The 20,473-nt window shown below is 72.2% G+C and carries 10 protein-coding genes; 7 read left to right on the forward strand and 3 right to left on the reverse strand.

Translation table 11 applies throughout. The features are described from left to right. Positions 1 to 776 precede the first annotated feature (776 nt). Positions 777 to 1,220: a DUF4333 domain-containing protein gene (locus MXD59_RS22560; protein WP_248826603.1), complete on the forward strand. Its 444-nt coding sequence runs from the start codon at positions 777 to 779 to the stop codon at positions 1,218 to 1,220. Between the two features lie 100 nt (positions 1,221 to 1,320). Then, positions 1,321 to 2,451: an FG-GAP-like repeat-containing protein gene (locus MXD59_RS22565; protein ID WP_248826604.1), complete on the forward strand. Its 1,131-nt coding sequence runs from the start codon at positions 1,321 to 1,323 to the stop codon at positions 2,449 to 2,451. A 47-nt stretch (positions 2,452 to 2,498) separates the two neighbouring features. Here MXD59_RS22565 and MXD59_RS22570 read toward each other — a convergent pair whose 3' ends face one another. After that, the gene (locus MXD59_RS22570) at positions 2,499 to 3,431 is read right to left on the reverse strand and encodes a hypothetical protein (protein WP_248826605.1); all 933 of its coding nucleotides are present in this window, start codon (positions 3,429 to 3,431) and stop codon (positions 2,499 to 2,501) included. Next, positions 3,428 to 4,048: an RNA polymerase sigma factor gene (locus tag MXD59_RS22575; RefSeq protein WP_248826625.1), complete on the reverse strand. Its 621-nt coding sequence runs from the start codon at positions 4,046 to 4,048 to the stop codon at positions 3,428 to 3,430. The genes MXD59_RS22570 and MXD59_RS22575 overlap by 4 nt, the downstream gene beginning before the upstream one ends. 867 nt (positions 4,049 to 4,915) lie before the next feature. On the opposite strand from MXD59_RS22575, the gene MXD59_RS22580 reads away from it, so the two are divergent. The 5 genes from MXD59_RS22580 to MXD59_RS22600 all read left to right on the forward strand — a co-directional run bounded on the left by MXD59_RS22580 (position 4,916) and on the right by MXD59_RS22600 (position 17,442). Next, the gene (locus MXD59_RS22580; protein ID WP_248826606.1) at positions 4,916 to 5,599 is read left to right on the forward strand and encodes a hypothetical protein; all 684 of its coding nucleotides are present in this window, start codon (positions 4,916 to 4,918) and stop codon (positions 5,597 to 5,599) included. A gap of 45 nt (positions 5,600 to 5,644) precedes the next feature. After that, positions 5,645 to 9,682: a DUF6603 domain-containing protein gene (locus tag MXD59_RS22585; protein ID WP_248826607.1), complete on the forward strand. Its 4,038-nt coding sequence runs from the start codon at positions 5,645 to 5,647 to the stop codon at positions 9,680 to 9,682. After that, complete coding sequence (locus MXD59_RS22590) at positions 9,679 to 12,060, forward strand: hypothetical protein (RefSeq protein WP_248826608.1); 2,382 nt, start codon at positions 9,679 to 9,681, stop codon at positions 12,058 to 12,060. Before MXD59_RS22585 ends, MXD59_RS22590 begins: the two co-directional genes overlap by 4 nt. A gap of 2 nt (positions 12,061 to 12,062) precedes the next feature. Further along, positions 12,063 to 15,917: a hypothetical protein gene (locus MXD59_RS22595; protein WP_248826609.1), complete on the forward strand. Its 3,855-nt coding sequence runs from the start codon at positions 12,063 to 12,065 to the stop codon at positions 15,915 to 15,917. A 64-nt stretch (positions 15,918 to 15,981) separates the two neighbouring features. Continuing rightward, the gene (locus MXD59_RS22600; RefSeq protein WP_248826610.1) at positions 15,982 to 17,442 is read left to right on the forward strand and encodes a ricin-type beta-trefoil lectin domain protein; all 1,461 of its coding nucleotides are present in this window, start codon (positions 15,982 to 15,984) and stop codon (positions 17,440 to 17,442) included. A 117-nt stretch (positions 17,443 to 17,559) separates the two neighbouring features. On the opposite strand, the gene MXD59_RS22605 is transcribed toward MXD59_RS22600, so the two are convergent. Next, on the reverse strand, positions 17,560 to 20,473 hold a 2,914-nt coding region (locus MXD59_RS22605), incomplete at its 5' end, for a P-loop NTPase fold protein (protein WP_248826611.1).

The raw sequence follows: 20,473 nt of genomic DNA on the forward strand, positions 1-20,473 counted from the left end.
GGTCATTCTGGCAGCCGAGTTGACGCGCTGACCCCGCCCTGAAGGACGGGGCCTGCGCGCTACGTTTCCCGGTCACCGACCGTCTGTCCCATGGCTCCTCTTCCCGGTGAACTCGGCCTGCCCGGTGACCTCGCCACATCGATCTCCATGTGGCCGCCCGGGACGACGTGCTGGCGCGAGCGATCTACCCCTGTACCGGCCTCGAAACCGGGCGACGGGGTGGCCGTCCGGCCTCGGGTCCGCCGATCCGCTCGGCCGGGAGGACGACGAGATCCCCGGGCGCCGGTCGACAGACCGTCGACGCGCCCTTCGGTGTGCCAGAACCCGGGACGGCGGTGTTCCCGGTTACGTCACCGACCTGCCCAGTGTGTTCACAGCGAGTGCTCAATGCCATCTGACCTGGGCCGTTACTTGTTTCCGCCCGGGTGCTCGTGTGTAGATTCGCCTGCGGCCGGTCCATGTCACCGGCTTTGTCTGGTATCGATGCTCCGGTCCCGGATGGTCCTTGACCGTGTGGTTCGGAGAGGCACCATCCGGGTGTGCCCGGCATTGGGGGATGGGGGAAGGTCATGCGGTTCACGATCGCTGCGAGCGTTTCCGAACGTGCGGTCCGCGCCAGCTCGGACGGCCTGGCGTCGGACGGCCTGGCGTCGGACAGTCTGGTGTCGGGCGGCCTGGTTTCGGGCGGTTCGGCGTCAGGCGGATCGATGTCGGAGGGCCGGCGACGGCGTTCGACGGGGCCGGCACCGCGGTGTGGCGCGACGATGATCGCGGCGGTGGCACTCGTCGCGCTCGGGTTCGGAACGTCCGGCTGCTCGGATTCGGACGGCGACACCGCGGCTCCGTCCGCGAGCAGGTCCGCACCCGAGGTACCCGCGACGATCACCGCCACGGCGACGATCGCGGCGGACGTGACGCCGACGCCGAGCGCCACACCGCAGCCGGCGGCGCAGAGTGCCGCACCGGAGCCGACGGCCTCGGACGGCCCGATCACGGTGGCCAAGGCGGACATCGAGGCCGCCCTGGCCAGAGACCTGCAGGCGCAGACCGGGGAGCAGTTCTCGGTCCAGTGCCCCGGCGACCTGCTGGCGGTGGCCGGCACCAAAACGGTCTGCACAACGGTCGTGCCCACCGGCGAGGTGTACAACGTCACGATGACGGTGACCTCGGTCGCCGGCGGACGGCTCAACTACTCCATGGAGGCCGGCCCGGCCAACTGACGCCGCGGGGAACGCCGGCGCGCCGGGCCGGGCTTCCCACTTCCCAGGACGCGGGTGTCGCTGCCGCCCTCCCCGGTATCGCCGGGTCACCATAAGGCCCGTGCCACGACCCCCGCGTCCGATCCTGGTGGCGGCGCTGCCGTTGCCCGCGATCATCGCCATGGCCACCCTGGCCCAGGCCGCCACACCGCCCGGGCCGACCGACTACCTCACCGGCCCCGGTCCGGTCGCCCTCGTCATCGACGACCTGACCGGGGACGACCACGCCGACCTGGCCGTCGCCAACACCGGTAACAACACGCTGTCGGTGCTGCTGGGCAACGGGGACGGCACCTTCCGCCCTCCGCTTATCTATCCCACCGGATCCGGTCCGGCCGGGGTACGGGCCGCGGATGTCGACGGGGACGGCCACCCGGACCTCGCCGTGACGAACCGGTACGACAACACGGTCATGGTGCTGCTGGGCCACGGTGACGGAACCTTCCGGCCCCCGGTGCCGTACCTCACCGGAAGCGGGCCGGGCGGTCTGCGGGCCGTGGATGTCAGCGGGGACGGCATCATCGATCTGGCCACCGCCAACAGCTTCGACGGCACGATCTCGGTGCTGCTGGGCAACGGCGACGGCACCTTCCAGCCGCCGCTGTCGTATCCCAGCGGGCCGAGCCCGTCCTCACTGGGCGCGGAGGACTTCACCGGGGACGGCGTCGCCGACCTGGCCGTCGCCAACACCGGTAACGGCACGATCTCGGTGTTTTTGAGCGACGGCGACGGCAGCCTGCGCGGGCCGCAGGTCTACCTCACCGGTCCCGGCCCGTCCGGGGTGACGGCGGGCAAGGAGGACGGCGACGACACCTTCGACCTGATCGTCACCAATGCCGGAAACGCCACGGTGTCGGTCCTGCTGGGCAACGGGGACGGCACCTTCCAGCCGCCGCGCACCTCCTTCTCCGGCCCGGGAGCCTCCGGTGTGGAGACCGGCGAGCTCAACGGCGACGGAGATCGCGACGTGGTCGTCACCAACCAGGGGAACGAGACCGTGTCCATCCTGCTCGGCGACGGCAGCGGCGGGCTCGGGCCGCCGAAGGTCTACCCCGTGGGTCCGGGCCCCTCCTCGGTGAAGACCGGCGACTTCCGGGGCGACGGGGACGATCGCGACGATGTGGCCGTCGCGAACAGCCGCGGCAGCACGGTGACGGTCCTGCTCAACAGCAGCGGCGACTGCCGCCCCTGAGCAGGGGACGCCATCGCGATGAGCACACCTGCTCGTCGCTGGGATCGTCAGCGACGTGGCGTCGACCCCACGCTGGCCTCGAGACCGACGCCGTTCGGCCCGGCGCTGGCGCCGACACCCACGCCCGGCACCGCGGCGCCGAGACTCGCGCCACCGGACCCCACCTGCGCGCCCGCCCCGGTGCGCGGCGCGGTGGCACCGACCCCGAGACCACCCGGTGCGGCGCTGGCCTGGGCGGCGGTGCCCGCCGCGGTGGCACCGACGCCGAGGCCACCCGGCCCCGCCGTCACGCTCACCCCCGTGTTCGGCCCCGCCGAGGCCCCGACGCCGACACCGACACCGCCCGGCCCGACCCGGGTGTCGGCCTGGGCGCCCGGGGCAAGCGTGGCGCCCACCTGGGCCTGGAGTGCCTGGGCGCAGAAGGGGCCGACCTTGTCGCGACCGCCGGCGGCGGTGATCAGGGTGGTCATGCTCGGGGAGTCGGGGGCCGTGACGCTGCTGGTCGCCGTGGCCGTCGCGTAGGTGCGGCACAGCGCGAGCAGCGACGCCGACACGGTGGCACCGGGACTCGCCACGGCGACCTCCGGGGTGGTCACCGTGGCCGACGGGGTGGCCGTCGCCGACACGGTGCTGCCGTCACCGCCGGTGAACGGCAGTGCCCCGGTGCTGGCGGCCACGGCGGCGCCGCCGAGGACGGTGGCGCCGACCGCCGCTGCGGCGACCTTCGTGGCCAGGGCGTTCGCGAGCATCAGCTTCAACATCGGTTTTCTCCGCGGCTGGGGGACGTGGCCAAGACGCGCCTCCCGGAAGGCAGCGACCGCTGCCTGCTCACCGTCGAGCTCTCCGTCGCGGGCCGGTGCGGACGCGGCGGCGAGCAGATCGGCGAGGGGATCCGGACCGATCCCGGCGTTGGTCGGGTCGCCGCGCAGCAGCCGCTCCGCGTCGACCCGACCGTCCGGACGAGGTCGGTGTGTGCTCATCTCACGTCCTTCAGCGTCGAAGGCCCCACCGGTGTTACACCCGGCCGAAACCCGTGGTCATCGCCGAGCTGTTCGGCGAGTCGGCGCAGGCCGCGGTGCGCGGCGGTCCGCACCGCCCCGGCCCGTTTGCCCAGGACCTGCCCCGCGGTCTTCGCGTCCAGTCCCATCACCACCCGCAGCAGCACCGCCTCGGCCTGGTCCAACGGCAGGCCCGCGATCAGCCTCAGGGCCGTCTCGGTGGACATCGCCTCCAGCGCCTCGCCGGCGGTGTCGTCCGGTGCGGCCAGCTGCGCCGTCACCCACTCGACCGGGACGTCCTCCCGCGGTCGGCGACCACGCCGACGCAGATGGTCGAGCGCCCGGTGCCGCGCGATCGTGGCCGCCCAGCCGCGGAACCCGTCGGCATCCCCGCGAAACGTCGACAGATCACGGGCGATCTGCAGCCACGCCTCGGAGGCGACGTCCTCGGCGTCGTCGCCCACCAGCACCCGCAGGTAGCGCAGCAGACCCGGTTGGACCGTCCGGTAGACCACCCGGAAGGACGCCTCGTCGCCCCGCCGCGCGCCGCTGACCGCCGAACCCAGATCCGGTGCCGGGTCGGACGGTGGGTCGACCACCGGTGGCTGCCGTGCGATCCCGCTGGTCACAGCCCCACCACCGGTGACTGTCTCCGTGCTCTCGCTCACCGCGCAGATGATGGAGCCCCTGCTGAGCGGCCAACGCAGGAGGGTCCGCTCGACCGCGCAGTGATATCCGACAGGTACGTTCGGCATTCATCGCGCAGGGAGCCCCGGCCCTCGGCGGGTGCTGGCCACGGCCCGGGGCCAGCCCCAGCAGGGCTGTTCGTCGGGGTTGCCCGGAGCCGGCATCACGCCGCGAACGTGGGAGCCGCTCATCGGCCTGCTCACCCGTCTCCTCGACGCGGACGATGCGCCACTCCGGCTGGCCGTTCCCGCGGCGGGACGGCTGACGTTCGACGCAGACCCGTCCTCCTGCACCGGCCGAGCGGTCTGGGCCGACCGTCGCGAACCCTGTGTCCTCTACGCACCGTTGCACCTGTCGTCCGTCGAGGCACTGGCCACCGGCGGGCGATCCTGGCCGACCCGGCCGGTCCGGCCGCGTCGGCGTTCGCTGCCTTCGCAGCTCACGGGCATGGCGGCGCAGGCCTGTACCCGAGCTGGCGCGGCGCGGTCACCGAGGACCAGGCCGGCCATCCGGCAGGTATCGGGATAACTGTGCGTGAATTTCCGCAAACAGTCCCCATTCGGGGTAGGGGATCCCTAATCTGTTGCCTACGGGTTTTCATCGAACGCTTCTGGGTGGGGAGTCCGCGTCCATACCGGATCTCTCTGCGTACAACAGGAACTTTCACCGCTCCGCCGGCACCTGCGCACAGGTACCGGCACGGGCGGTGTATGTGGCATGCGTCATGCGGAACGCGCTTCGGCCTCGCGAGGACGGAACCGGGGAGGGTACACGTCTTGGTGGCATCCACCTACAACCTTCTGATGCCCGAAAAACGCGTCGGCCATCCGTACCAGGATTCCGGGACCGGCCCGGTGGACGGCACCAGAGTCAATCTCACCTACCATCATGTCGTCCCCTACAGCACCCTGCGAAAGTTCTGGGCCAAGGCCGCCGGCGCCAACATGCTCCGCAGGAGTATGTTCTTTGAGAAACTGCGCCCCGGCCTCACGAAAAGGTTCTACGTCGACCTGACAAAGGCCTCCGGCAGCCAGTTCAAGGACAGTGAGATCGGGCAGGTCGACACACTGGCAGGCAGGTTCTACTCCGGCGACGCTGTTCACACCTCGGATGAGGCGGCGGCCTACCGGCGACCGGAGGGCTGGGACAACTTCCTGATCGTCTACACCTGGCTCCCGGGAAACCTGTTCCTGGGACCCACCAGCCGCTCCGATGATCCCGGGGACAAGTTCGAGGAAGTCGCCCGCCCCATCTTCGCGAAATACGGAGACGCACGCTTCGACGAGCTTCGCAGTCTCGACGCGGCGATCCGCACCTATCTGGGCTCGGCGGACGGAACCTCCTCCGGCCCGGCCTTCAAACTCCTGGCGAACGTGGCCAGGCACCCACGCCTCGTCCCGTTCAACGGGACGGAATGGAAACTGAACGACGAGGGCGTGGCCTACGTGAAAAAAGTCCGGTGAGAGTCGACGTGCCGCGACCGGCCACGCGTCTCCGGGAGGAACTCGGTGGATCTTGATGCGCTGAAGGCGCATGTTCTGGACCTGGGCGATCCACCGACGCTGTCCGCGTCGGACAGTGCGCTGCCCGAGCGACTACGCGACCTGCTGGGCACGTTTCCGGACGGGCTCTGCCGCGGCGGTCCGGGCAGCGGACCACCGGTGATCGACCTCGGGCGCACGACGCTGACACTGCCCCTGACCTGGGAGTCCACCGCCTGGCCGGCCGGTACGCCGGTGGCCATGGCGGTGCGGCGGGTGACGGTGACCGTCACCCGCGCGGGTCTGGCCACGGTCACCCTCGGCGGCACCGTCGGCGCGGTGGAGGTCGAGGCGACGCTGGCCGTGGATGACCTCGGGCGTCCGGTCGCCGCCGTGCGGCCGACCCGTGACGGTGCCTTCGCCGACGCGCTGGAGGACCTCGGCGGGCGTATCGGCGGTGCGCAGGTGTGGGAGCAGGCGCGCGGCGGGCTGCGGGCCTTCGGATTCGACGCCCGGGACCTCGCCGGTTTCGACTACGGCTTCGCCGCGGAGACGGCCGCGGAACCGGTGGTGTACACGGTGGGCGCCGTGGCGCTGGTGGCCGACCTTGATCTCAAGGCGCTTCCGCTCGAGATCGAACTGTGGCTTCCCGAGCTGACCGTCCTCGGCTCGCTGCGGGGCGAAAAGCCGATCGCGGCCCGGTCGCTGCTGGACTCCTTCGGCATTCCCACCGACGGGATTCCCGATCTCGGTGCGGTCAGTGGGCTGTCGTTCATCGCCGTCCTCGGCGACATCTATGTGGTCCAGATGGAGGTCGCGGGTGACTGGTCGATCGGCCCCGACCTCGCGATCGGATCCCTGTCCCTGTACCTGGCCTACAACAGCGTCGAGGGATTCACCGCCCGGGTCGGCGGCACGGTGTCGATCGGCTCCGCGCTCAGTATCGTCCTGTCGGCCGGGAAGGCCGGCGGCGCGCAGGGTGGCTGGGCCTTCAGCGGTGGTCTCGCGGCGGGCGACACCCTGAGCATGGCGCAGGTGATCGACGCCCTGGGGCTGACCGATGTGCCCGCGCCGGTCAGATCGCTCGAGCTCACCGCCCTGACGCTTTCGTACACCACCGGTTCGACCGCCCTCGAGTTTCTCTGCGAGGGTGACCTGACCATCGCGGACGGAATCACGGCCACGCTCCGGGTGACGGTGACCCGCGACGAATCGGGCACCCGGTACGGCGGAACACTCGACGTGGACGGTTTCACCTTCGAGGTCGACTTCGACGCGCGGAAATCCGGTGCCGACATCCTCGTCGCCACCTATCACGGCGCCGCCGAGGGCACCGAGATCGTGCTGCGGGACTGGGTCGCGCATTTCTCCGTCGAGCTCGCCGCCGATGTTCCCGACAGTCTGCGGATCGGGCTGACCGACGCGAAATTCGTGCGGGTGAAACCCGCGGGCGACCCGGCCCGGTTCTGCCTCGGGGTGGACCTCTCGGCGGGTTTCGACCTCTCCCAGCTTCCGCTCGTCGGCGGGTTCCTCTCGACGTTCGGGACGGTGGGCGTGGAGAACCTTCAGGTCCTCTACAGCTCCGGGGTCTTCGACGCCCAGACGGTCACCGCGGTCAACGGACTGCTCGGACCGGCCAAGGTGGTGGCGCTCCCGCCGGCGGGGCTCGGAGCGGGCGTCAGCGCGCTGGCCGACCTGCGGATCGGAACGGAGACCACCTCGGTCGCGCTCGGCGTGCCCCCCACGAACCCCCCCAGCCCGAACACCCCCAGCCCATCCGGCACGTCCAGCCCGTCGGGCACGTCCGGTTCGTCGACGGACAGCACCGGGACGGGCGGCTCAGGCATCCACTGGGTGTCGGTGCAGAAGCAGATCGGCATCGTCCACCTCGACCGGGTGGGGGTGCTCTACCAGCACAACGTGCTGCTGTTCGCCCTGGACGCCTCGGTCGCCCTCGGCCCGCTGGCCCTCTCCCTCGACGGGCTGGCGGTCGGCTCCCGCCTCGACAGGTTCGCCCCGACGTTCCACCTCGACGGCCTCGGGATCGGCTACAGCGCCGCCCCGGTGGAGATCTCCGGCGCGCTGCTGCACCTGCCCGACGACCAGCTTCCCGCCACGGTGGCGTTCCAGTACGACGGGACGGCCACGGTCGGCCTGCAGAGCTTCTCGCTGGCGGGGCTCGGTTCGTACGCGCAGCTGACCGACGGCGCGCCCTCGCTGTTCGTCTTCGCCCAGCTGGAGGCGCCGCTGGGCGGGCCACCACCGGTCATCGTCACCGGGCTGATGGCCGGATTCGGCGTCAACCGCGAGCTGACACTGCCGACCCCGCTGGAAGTGTCCGGCTTCCCGCTGCTGAGTCTGCACAAGCAGGGCCCGGACGGCGGGCACAAGCCGTCCCATGTGCTGGAGGTGCTGGAAGGGCGGGAGCCGGCCGTGGTCGGCGCCCAGCCGCGACGGTGGATCGCCCCCCACGAGGGGTCGTACTGGCTGGCCCTCGGGGTGGAGTTCACCGTCGCCGAGGTGGTCAACGCCAAGGTGCTGCTGGCCGCGGAGATCGGCGCGGAGCTGGCGCTGGCCGTGCTGGGCCTGGCGACGATCCAGCTGCCGCTGCCCACCGAGTCCGCCACCACCACCTACGTCTACGCGGAGCTGGGTGTGGAGGCCGTCATCCGGCCGCTGCAGGGCAGCGTGGAGATCGCCGCGCAGCTGTCCCCCGCCTCCTACGTGCTCACCCCCGCCTGCCATCTCACCGGTGGATTCGCCGCCGCGACCTGGTTCGGGTCGAACCCGCACGCCGGGCAGTTCGTCGTCACCCTCGGCGGCTACCATCCCGCGTTCACCCGGCCGTCCTACTATCCGGACGCGCCACGGCTCGGGATCGACTGGGCGGTCAGCGCCCACGTGTCGATCAAAGCCCAGGCGTATCTGGCGGTCACACCGTCGTGCGCGATGGCGGGGGCGCGCCTGGAGGTCCTCTTCCACGAGGGTCCGATCCGGGCCTGGTTCACCGCGCAGGCCGATGTGCTGCTGTCCTGGCGGCCGTTCTCCTTCGCCGCGCGGATCGCGGTGAGCGTCGGCGCCTCCGGCAGCGTCAACCTGGGGTTCATGCACGCCACGATCAGCGGTTCGGTCAGCGCCACCCTGAACCTGTGGGGGCCACCGACGGGCGGTTCGGTCACCGCGCACTTCCCGCTGATCGACGTGACCGTCAGCTTCGGCGGTTCCCGCGGCGGCGCCGAACCCGGGGCGCTGAGCTGGGACGTGTTCGCCAGCATGCTCCCGAAACCGGGGGACGTCGTCACCATCGCGGCGGTCGCCGGTGTCGACGCGGCTGTGGCCGACCCGGGGTCCGGTGGCGGCGCGGGGGCGGGGGGCGGTGCCAAGGTGTGGCAGGCACGGGCCCGCGATCTGCGGCTGTTCACCCAGGCCGCGGTGCCGGCCAGCCATCTGCGTACCGGGGAGGCCTCCCTGGGCGCGGCCGAACCCGGCGACGGCCCGCTGGTCGACGTGCGTCCCATGGACCGTACCGGCCTGGTCGGTGAGCACCGGCTGCGCCTCTTCCACGCCGACCGGCCCGCCGCGACGGACGGTTGGACGTTCACCGCCCGCACCCGCGGCGTGCCCGCGTCGCTGTGGGGGGCGCCGCCGAGCCCGTTCAGCCACACGCCGTCCACGCCCAGCGCCGAGGTGCTGGCGGACCGGCCGGTCGGCTTCGACGTGCGGGCACCCCGGCCGGAACTCGCCGCCTCCCGCGGGGTCTTCCCGCTGAGCGAGTACGACGCGGACGAGCTGACACCCGGCCTGTCGCCGCTGCCCCGGGAGCCGTCCGTCACCGGTGAGGTCGTCGGTGTGCCCGATCCGTCCAGTGTGGATCTGCTCGGTCACCTCGACCGGGGCGACGCGCGCGGCGGCCGTGAACAGATGTACGCCGCGCTGGCCGCCGCGAAGCTGCTCACCGACCTCGACGACAGCGCCCTGACGGGTCTCGCCGCGGGCGCGGCCCACTTCTACCGCCAGGCACCCCTGGTGGTCGGCGGCGACCGGGACGGTGGGAACCAGCGATGAGCCCGAGCCCGCGGCATCCCGCCCGCGACACGATCCCGCTGGGGGACGTGGAGCTGCACGACCACTATCTGCCCGCGCTGCCCGCCGGTGACTACCGGATCGAGGTCACCCACACCCTGCGCGACGGGGCGTCGGTCGTCGGCGGGCCGTTCACGGCCGTCCAGAAGTTCACCGTCCGCGGCCCGCAGGTGCGGATCGACGCCGGCGCGGTGATCGCCCAGCAGCCTCCCGACGGCTCCAGCGGCCGGTTCGCGGAGGTCCTGCCGCATGTGGTGCTCGGTGATCCCATGCTGGCCTGGGAACGTCCCCTGACCGGGGCGTCGCACGACACCCCGTGGCTGGCCCTGCTGGTGCTCACCGACTCCCAGCTCGTCGGGGGCGCCACCGCCCCGACCCGCACCCTGTCCGCCACCGTGGCGGATTTCCTCGCCGACGACCCGGCCGTGCTCAAACCCGCGCTGACCGTGGAGTCCGACGTCGGCCCCGGCGACGGATGCGTGTACATCCAGGTGGCGGCATCCGCGTTCCAGGCCGTGGCACCCCGGCTGGACGAGCTGCGCTTCCTCGCCCACTGCCGCGGCGCCAACACCGCCGACCGGTCCATCCTGGGCCTGGCCGAGGACGGCCTGTTCTCCGTCGTCGTCGCCAACCGCTTCCCCAGCACCGCCGCATCCGATACACCCAGCGCACCCGGTGCCGATCCCGCGACGGGCACGCGCAACATCGTGCATCTGGTCTCGCTGGAGGGCCACGAGCGGATTCTGGTGGCCGCCCCCGACTTCCAGGGCCGCTCGTCGGTGGCGCTGCTGTCGCTGTGCAGCTGGTCGTTCCAGGCCCAACCCGACCGCGCGGCGGACTTCGCCGACCTCGCCGAGGGACTGACCCGCACCCCGTCCGGCGCCCGGGCCGCACGCGAGGACATGTGGCTGCGTCTGCCCGCCGCGGCGCACGGCCCCGACACCGACACCGACGCCGGACGCCACCTGACCCGCCGCCTCGACGACGGCTACCTGCCCCTGCCCTACCTGACCCGGTCGGGTGAGGCGACCTACGGCTGGTACCGCGGGCCGCTCACCCCCGTGCTGCCCGCGGCCACCGATCAGGCGGCGCTGGCCACCACCGCCGACGCGCTCATCGCCTACGACCCGACCTGGGGCAGTTTCGACCTGTCCCTGGCCACCGCCTTCGAGACCGGCCGCGCCCTCGCCCTCGCCGACGCCCCCTACGCCCAGCATCTGCTCGCGTTCAGGCAGGCCACCCGGCAGCTGGTGGACACCCTGCACCACCAGGCGACCAGCACCCACCTCCAACGGGACGGCTCCGGCGGCGAGGGACACACCCGGCCGGTGACGGCACGCGCGGCGTTCGGCGCGCTGCTCGACAGCCACCTGCTCACCGCCCTGGGCACCCCACCGGGCCGGCCCGGCGCCCCATGGTCCCCGCCGGTCTCGGCTCCCTCCCCCGACCCGGTCGGCACCCTGGCGGCCGTGCTGCGTTCCGAGGCCACCCGGGCCGCACTGACCGCGGCGACGCACACCGACGACGGCCTCGGGGAACACCTCGACCGGGTCGCGGACTGGCTCGGCCGGCTGCTGCTGCTGTATCCCGTGCCGTTCACCCCGCTGGTACCCGACGAGCGGATGCTGCCCCGGGAGTCGCTGCGTTTCTTCCACCTCGACCCCAGCTGGCTGGACGCCCTGCTCTCCGGTGCGATCGGCATCGGCGCGCAGTCCAGCCGGGACACCGCCCAGGACCGGATCGTCGCCGCCACCATCCGGGCCGCGGCGACGGCGAAGGCCGCCGCCCACCGTGCGACACAACGCGCCACCACCCCGGCGGACCCCACCTCCGACGGCGCCCCGGCCGACGGCGCTACTGGGTTCGGGCCGGTCAGCGGTCTGCTGCTGCGTTCGGCGCTGGTCTCCGGCTGGCCGAACCTGGCCGTGCGCGCCAGCGACCCGGCGGGGGCGCCGGTGCCGATCCTGCGGCTGGACCACCTCTCCCCCACCGTGCTGCTGTGCCTGTTCGACGGCCTGCCCGCGGTCGTCGAACTCGCCGAGCCGCAGGAGGGCTTCCGGTTCGGCGTGCAGGACCACGGGCTGATCCCGCTGCGTAACCTGCTGGCCCCACCGGGCACACCGGGGGGCCGTCCGCTCGGCGAACAGCTCGGCCCCGACGTCACCTTCGCCGTCCTTGACCATCTGCGGGCCGGCACCGACGGCCGTGTGCTCGACCTCGGTTCGCTCGTCCCCGCGCTGACGGCGGCGCTGGACACCGCGCACGGCGGCGCCGTCGGTCCCCTCGGGCCCGCCGACCTGGCTTTGCAGATGGTCCGGGTGCCCGAGGCCATCCGCTTCACCGGCCCGAACGGAGACTGACCGTGACCCCCCGCCCCGCGCTCGTCGTCCCCGTGGACCTCGACGCCCTCGTGGTCAACCGGGCCCTGCAGGGCCGCGACGCCTTCCGCACCTGGCAGCACTCCTACCTGGCACTGGACGACTACCTGAGCCCGGAACCGGACGGCGCGGACCGGCAGAACAACGATCCGGTGCACAGCCACACCGGCGTCCACCTGCACTGGACGCTGCCCCGGGGGCTACGCCACGGTGTGGCGGACCCGGCGACCGGGCAGCCGCGCTACCCGCTGGTCCCCAACCGCTGGCTGGTGATCCGGGTCAGCGGGACCGGCACCCGCCACGCCCGCGCCTGGGTGATCGAAAGTGACTGCCCGTGCGGCCCGCGGGCCCACGGCGACGGCCACGACCTGGCCCGTTCCAGCCCCTACCTGGTCGACGCCGCCACCCTGCGCGCCTGGCAGGCGAGCCCCGACCCGTACCGCAACACCATGCGTCCCGATGTCGGGCAGGTCCAGCTCGGACTCGCCTTCGCCCACAGCGACACCCCGTGGACCGAACGCGCCGGCCGGGACCCGCTGTTCGTCACCGCCATGGCCAGCGGCGACCCCTACTTCACCACCTACACCCCGCACAACAGCAACATCTTCTCCTTCCTGGACGACCTCGCCGACCTCGCCACCCCGGCCGCCGCCACCAGCCTCGGCTACCGGGTCATCGGCTGGTACTCCAACCCGGACGCCGACGTGCTCGCCACCCGCCCGTCCACCACCACCTACCCGGACCATCTCGACCGGCTGGGCTGGCAGGATCCCCGGCTGACCGGCGAGGCCGCACACGACGCCACGGTCACCCCGATCACCCGCAGCCTGTACGCCGGGACGGCCCTGACCGTCAGCTGGGATCCGGGCGCGACCGCGGCACCCGTCCCGGACCCGCTCGACACGATCACGGACAACGGTGCGCTCAGCGTCGCCCTGGGCGCCACCACCGAGGACGCCTTCACCGCCCTCGCCGCCCAGGCCCTGCACGCCACCGGTGCCACACCGTCGGCCGCCGACGTCGCGTTGCTGCGCGCGTTCCTGCACGACCTGCTCGCCGTCGCCGAGGAGAAGGGCGGCGACGAACAGGTCCGCCGCCAGGTCCGCGACGCGGCCTTCGCCTCCTTCGGCGGCGGCCACCGCTGGACGATCACCCCGCCGCCCGCCGACACCGACCCGTCCACCGGCAGCCCGTCCAGCGGGGCCGCGGCGCCGGCCGCCTTCGTCCCGCCGGCCTGGCTGGCCACGCTCAACGACGACCAGCGCGCACTCGACGCGCGTCTGGGTGAACTGGCGGACCTGCAGTGGCGGCTCAACGCCCTGTGGTTGAAGAACGGGATCGTGGGGCAGTCGATGTTCCCGCCGGATGACGCCCCCGACCAGGACCAGCTGCTACCCGAACTCGACCCCGACCGGGAGGGGTCGCTGGCCCGCACGGTGCGCGAGCGCACCGCCCAGGTGCGGGAGCTGGCCGCGAAGGTCCCCCAGCCCGACCACACCGAATCCCACGCCACCGCCCACGACGCGTTCCTCGCCGGTGTCGGCGCCTTCGCCACGGCGAAGGGACTCGGCGGCGGCGCCGAACTGAAGGCCGTCCCGCGCCCCCCGTACGCGCGCAGCAACAACCCGGTGGTGAGCCTGTCGGGCGTGCTGCCCCCGGTGGACGCGACCGTTCCCGACCAGCCGCTGCTGCTGCGGCCGCTCACCGCCGACGGCGTCGCGCTGATCAGCGCGGTCACCGTCGGAGGCACCACGATCACCGCGGTGGCCGGCCGCGGCCCGGTGCCCACCCTCGACGGTCTCGATGTCCTCCCCCCGGAGGTCCCGGGGCTGCTCGCGGAGTACTTCCTGCTCGATCCCGGTAACGCCACGGCGCTGGCCGCGGCCAGCGGCCTGCCCTCGGCGGACATCGCCGCGGTCCTGAGCGCACATCCACCCGCCGCCTACACCGGCACCCTCCCGCAGCTGGGGCTGCGACCCTGGGCCCAGCCCTGGGAACCGCTGCTCATGGACTGGAAGATCTCCTACCGGCACATCCCGCACACCGTCGGCACGCAACGCTGCTGGACCTTCGACGGCACCGACTACCGTTTCACCCCGGCGGACGCCTCCGTTCCCGTCGACCGGGTCACCGTCACCGGTGCCAGCGCCCTCGGCGCGCATCCCCGTTCCCTGTTCGCCGCCCAGCTGACCCAGTACGTCGACCAGCACGGCAGCGGCGACCAGCGTGACCAGCTCGACGCCTGGCTCACCGCGATCGGCGACTGGGGGCTGCTCGCCCAGGAACTCACCGGTTTCAACGATCGCCTCGCCGCCCGCGACCTGCGGGCCTTCCGCCGCCCCACCACCGACGACCCGGACTTCCCCACCGTCGCCGGCCTCGTCGGCTATCCGGACGCCGCCCCCGACGACGGCCCGCCCGCGCGCTACCGCGGCCGGGTCAGCAGCGTCCCCTACCTGCCCGGCAGCGCCAGCGCCCCCTTCCACGAGACCCGCCAGGGACAGATCCACATCGAGGAGCTCTTCCTCTATGACAAGTTCGGTCGCGTCCTGACCGTCGTCAGCGCCGACACGCGCAGCGGTGGCCTGCACGACTACCGCAACTTCCCGCTCACCGTCGACACCGCCCTGGCCCCCGGCCCCTCGCTGACGCCCACGATCGCCTCCGTCGCCCAGCTCCCCCCACGTCCCCTGCAACCCGCCCGACTCGACTTCGACCTTCTGGACGCCCAGAGCGGCACCCGTCTGGTCACCACCGCGGCTGATCCCAGCCCCATCTGCGGCTGGCTCCTGCCCAACCACCTCGACCGCGGCCTGCTGCTCTACGACCGGGACGGCCTGCTGCTCGGCACCTACCAGCTGCGCACCGGCGCCGACGGCCGGCGCACCGGCCAGTGGGAACCCCCGCCGGGCAGCACCATCACCACCCCCGCGCGGCTGGCCGCGCACGCCCCCGAGATCGCGGCCCTGCTCGGTTCGGCGACACTCGCCACGGAGGCGAACCTCACCGCCTTCCTCGACGTCATCGACTCCACCCTGTGGAGCACCGACCCGCTCGGCCAACGCGCCGACCAGAACCTGTCCCTGCTGCTCGGACGCCCGCTGGCCCTCGTCCCCGCGCAGCTGCGACTGACCCTGGACGCACCCCCCATCCGCGACACCGGATGGGCCGCCACCCTCGACCCGCCACCGCCGGCCTTCACCGGCGACCCGTTCGAGGTCCGCCTCGGCGATGTGGCCGCCCGCGACGACGGTCTCATCGGCTACTACGCCACCACCCCGAACGGCTCCTACGACTACGACCGTTTCCACAGCGTCACCGCCCCCGACGACCAGCAGGACTACACCACCCAGATCGGCCCGCTCGACACCACCGATCCCACCGACCCCGCCGGCTCCGAAGCCGGGCCGGACGGGAACTACATCCCGCTGACGTTCGGCGACGCGGCACCGACCCGGCTGCTGCTGCTGCTCGATCCGCGTGCGCCCGTCCACGCGACCAGTGGCATCACGCCCACCGCCACGGTCACCGTCCCCCCTCGACACACCGACGACGCGCTACGTCACCTGCAGGCGCTGTTCCGTTTCGGCCCCGTCCTCACCACCGAGCACGCCCCGACCAGCCCGCCCGACCCGGACCCCGAGGGCACGGCCGGGACCCTCGTCTTTCCCCGGCCGGCGGAGAAGAACGGCTCGTGGTCGTGGCTACGCCCCGCCCCCGGGGATGCGCCCTGGACGTCGTACGCGCTGGTCCCCGCGGCGCTGGAGGCGCGGTTCCCGGACAGTCCCGTCCTGCTCGAGGACGGCCTGCTCCACTTCCGCGCCGACCCGCAGCAGTAACCCCCCGCTCATCCCCGACAGCCGTCCGGACGCGACCCGCCGTCGCAGGTCAGGAGGATTCGCCATGCCCGACAACCCGCTGTTCGACTACCGCCCCGCCACCCAGCCGTCACCGCTCGAGGCGAGCGGCGACCCCGACCAGGGCACCCAGGCCAGCATCAACATCTCCGTCGGCCACCGCGACCAGACCCTCTACGCCGACAAGATCGTGATCTCCGTGCCGGTCTACGCGCAGGACGGCACGGCGTACTTCACCGAAAGCCCACGCGTCGCGGTGAACAACGGCACCTGGCAGGCGGTGGCGCTGCACGACCAGGACGACCAGGACATCATCCTGGCCGACGCCCAGCACCAGGTGTTCACCTTCCACAACACCGACCGCGACGATCCGGTCGACTACGCGCTGACCTTCAGCGTCAGCGGCCTGATCGCCACCGCCACCGGTGACCCGCTCATCCTGCAGATCGGCGAGTTCTCCGGCACGACGCCCGGGCAGTTCACCCGCAAGAGCCCGCGCACCCTGACCCTGCCCGTCATCCACCCCGTCTTCTACCTGCGCAACTTCCTGTCCCGCAACCCGTACCGGCCGACCGTTCCCCAGACCAGGATCGACGCCGGCGACTCCCTGCAGCTGTCCTGGGAGAGCAACGGCACCTACTTCTGGCTGTACGACGGCAGCGGGAACGACTCCCCCGTGTACGAGGGCACCGACACCTCGTGGTCGATCCCGTCGAGCACGATTTACAACAACACCACGTTCGTCCTGAAGGCGTCGGCGGCCTCCGACGGCACGGCGGAAGCCGTCGCGGCGGAAAAGGCCGCGGCGGCGAACGGCTTCGTGTCGGTCGAGCAGTACGCCAGCCTCACCGTCACCGTCAACAACCCCACCCTGACCGGCCTGACCGTCTCCGGCGAGACCACCCTCTGCGGGGATATCACCGGCGAGTCCTCGCTCGACGTGCACGGGACGCTGTACGCCCAGGACAACATGACGGTCTGGGGGACACTGACCGCCCAGGGCGCCCTGAGCGCCCAGTCCCGGGTCACCGTGGACGGGCTGCTCAACGCCAACGGCGACCTGACGGTCGGATCCAAGCTGACGACGGAGGGCATCAACGGCGCCCGGCTGGGCGAGGATTTCGAGGTCGGCGAGAAGATAAGCACCTACGGCCACAACGGCCTGAAGGTACTGCGCGATCTTTCGGTCGACGGCGACATCTCCGGCTCCGGCAACGTCGAGTTCGTCGAAAGCGACAAGATCGTGCGTATCCATGAGCTCCGCGGCCCCTACGGCGGGGAGCTGACCATCAACAGCACCGTCCGTGTGCTGGAACAGTGCTGGTTCACCATCGCTGGCAAGACCGTCCTGCGCGACGGCGACAGCATCGGTCTGCGCAACAACGACGAGGGCGCCTGGCTCTACGCGTCCCAGTACTCCTATGACGGCAACGACCGGCGCCTGGTGTGCTGGTGGTATCCCGGCAACCGGGTGAGCGCCTCCTCCTGGCAGGTCACCCGCGACTGAGAGCCGCCTTCGCGGCCGGACCGCGATCGTGGACGTGGACGGCGGCCCTCACTGCCGGCCCCGTCCAGGACCGTGCTCTGGCCGTCCCGATTCACGGAGGATGTTTGTTCGTTCTTGTCAGGCCGCGGGCTGGTGGAGGGCGGTGGTGTGGAAGCTGTGCCGGGCGAGGCGGGGTCCCCAGTAGCGGTACATGACCAGGGTGCCGTGGAAGGCGGTGCCGGCACCGCGGATGTTCTCGACGGTGCGGGCGACGGTGGCGCAGGCGGGCTGCAGGGCTGGACCGCAGGGTGCGGCGGTGAGGAAGTCGACGATGTCGCCGTCCCCGGTGCTGGTGGCCAGGGCGCCCAGCAGCGGGGCGGCGAGCGCGGGTTGGCCGACGATGACGGCGAGCAGGAGAAGAACGGCCTGGTAGGGGCCGGCGGTGAACGCGGCCAGGTCGTCCTCCGGGACGCCGATGCGGACCAGCCGGTACAGGTTGATCAGCTTCTTGCCGGCGCGGGGGGTGGGGAGCAGCGGGCCGATGAGCGGGATGACGCGACGTTCGTCGTCGGTGAGCGCGAGTGCGGCGGGCCACAGATCGGGGATCCGCGTGCTCTGGTCAGGATCGGAGCTCTGCCTGGGCACGGCGGGATCACGCCGCGCGGTGGTGCCCGGCTCGCGGCGGGGCGTCGGGGTGGGCTCCGGTCGGGAGCCGGAGTTCCCCGGATCGGCGGAGCCTGAGTTCCCCGGATCTGCGGAGCCGGAATTCCCCGGATCTGCGGAGCCGGAATTCTGCGGGTCGGCGGAGCCAGGGTTCCCCGGGTCGGCGGGGCGGGCGGTGCGCGGGCCGACGGGCGCGGGCGAGGACGAGGACGAGGGCGGTGGGGGTAGCAGGGCGGCCAGGTAGGCGGCGGCGGTGGAACCCATGGGGCGAAGCGCGAACGGCACCTGGAAGATCTTGTCGAGCCACTCGATCGGGGTCACCGCGGCGCCCGGGGTGTTGGCCAGCGGGGCGAACAACGCGCTGTGGTGGGTGGTGAGAGAACGGCGCAACCAGGCGGCGTCGACCGCGACGACGACGACGAACAGCGGGCGGGCGAGCAGCAGGTGCACCGCGGTCAGCACGTCGACGACCCGGTCGGGTGGGCAGCGGTCGAGGTCGTCGACGTAGAGCACGATGCGTTCCAGCGGAGGTGGGGCGGTGCTCGCGCTGGCCGACCATTCGACCCGGGCGTCGTCCAGGGCCTGTTCGAGCCGGTCGAGATCGTCGCTGACCTGGCCTATCAGCCCCCGGTAGCCCTGATAGGTGCCGGCGGTGGTGAGACGGTCGAGGACGTCGGCGAGGTGGACCGCGGCGTCGATGCTGGCCAGGCGGGCATGGGCGTCGGCCAGATCGCGGCGCACCCGGTCGGCCTGCTTCCCCAGGCGGCGCTGTTCGCCCTCGGTGAACGTCACCATCCACTGGTAGACCCGGCGTCCGAGCAGGGCCAGGGGAGCGAGCGCGAGAACAGCCGTACCGGTGGCGCCCACCGTCCGCAACCACGGGCCGAGCCACCACCACAACCCGGCCGCCGCGACGAGCAGCACCGCCCAGCCGGCCAGGATCCGCGCGCTGCGGCGCAGGTCCGTTCCCGCCCCTCGGGCCGCCGCGACCGCTGCCCGCCAGAACTGGGACGGTGACCCCAGGTGCGCGAGCCGGCCGGTCGGGGCGCCGGCGTCGTTGACCGCTCTGATCTCGGCGTCGAGCCGGTCACGGTCGCCCTCCAACTGGCCGACCTCTTCACCCAGCTTCTCTCGTTCGGCCCGGGTGGCGACCGGGTCGACCGGCGCCACCGGGTCCGCCGAGGCGACCCTGGCAAGTTCACGGAACAGATGTTCGACGATCCCGGTCCAGACGTGGTCGTCGGCGTAGTGCCAGGCGTTGAAGGTGACCTGGCGGATCGAAGCGACGTAGGCGCTGCTGCCGACGTGGGCCAATGACAGGGCGCCCAGCCGTGCGACCCGGGCGTGGACCTGGCGCAGCACGCTGGACTTCCCCGCCCCCCACTCCCCCAGGATCGCGATCGCCAGCGGCGGGGCGGTGTCGGACGCCGCGATCAGCTCCGCCAGCATGTTCACGTCATCGGCGACCTCGAGCAGGTCCACCTCGCTGGGTTCGTCGCTGCGAATCCCGGCGAGCACCCCACGCCGTCCCGGCGCGGCGATGCCGGTGCCGCGGACCTGTCGCCCACTGCTCTGGTTCCACACCCGGATCGTCTGATCACCCACACTGACGATCTCGGACCCGTCCGGAGTCACCGCCACCGCAGAGACCTCGCCGGTGTGGCCGGTGAGCACCGCCTGCTCCACCCCACTCGCACGGTCCCAGACCCGCACCGACCCATCGCCGCCACCACTGACGATCTGCCGACCATCCGGCGACACCACCACCGCACAGACCACGCTGGTGTGGCCGGTGAGCACCGCCTGCTCCACCCCACTCTCACGGTCCCAGACCCGCACCGACCCATCGCCGCCACCACTGACAATCTGCCGACCATCCGGAGTCACCGCCACCGCCCAGACCCCGCCGGTGTGGCCGGTGAGCACCGCCTGCTCCACCCCACTCTCACGGTTCCAGACCCGCACCGACCTGTCGTCGCCACCACTGACGATCTGCCGACCATCCGGAGTCACCGCCACCGCCACCGCCCGGACCGGGCCGGTGTGGCCGGTGAGCACCGCCTGCTCCACCCCACTCGCACGGTCCCAGACCCGCACCGACCCATCGCCGCCACCACTGACGATCTGCCGACCATCCGCCGACACCGCCACCGCCCAGACCCAGCTGGTGTGGCCGGTGAGCACCGCCTGCTCCACCCCACTCGCACGGTCCCAGACCCGCACCGACCCATCCTCGCCACCACTGACGATCTGCCGACCATCCGGCGACACCACCACCGCGTTGAGCGGGCCGGTGTGGCCGGTGAGCACCACCTGCTCCACCCCACTCGCACGGTCCCAGACCCGCACCGACCCATCCTCGCCACCACTGACGATCTGCCGACCATCC

Source organism: Frankia umida (assembly GCF_023242945.1).
Taxonomy (GTDB): domain Bacteria; phylum Actinomycetota; class Actinomycetes; order Frankiales; family Frankiaceae; genus Frankia; species Frankia umida.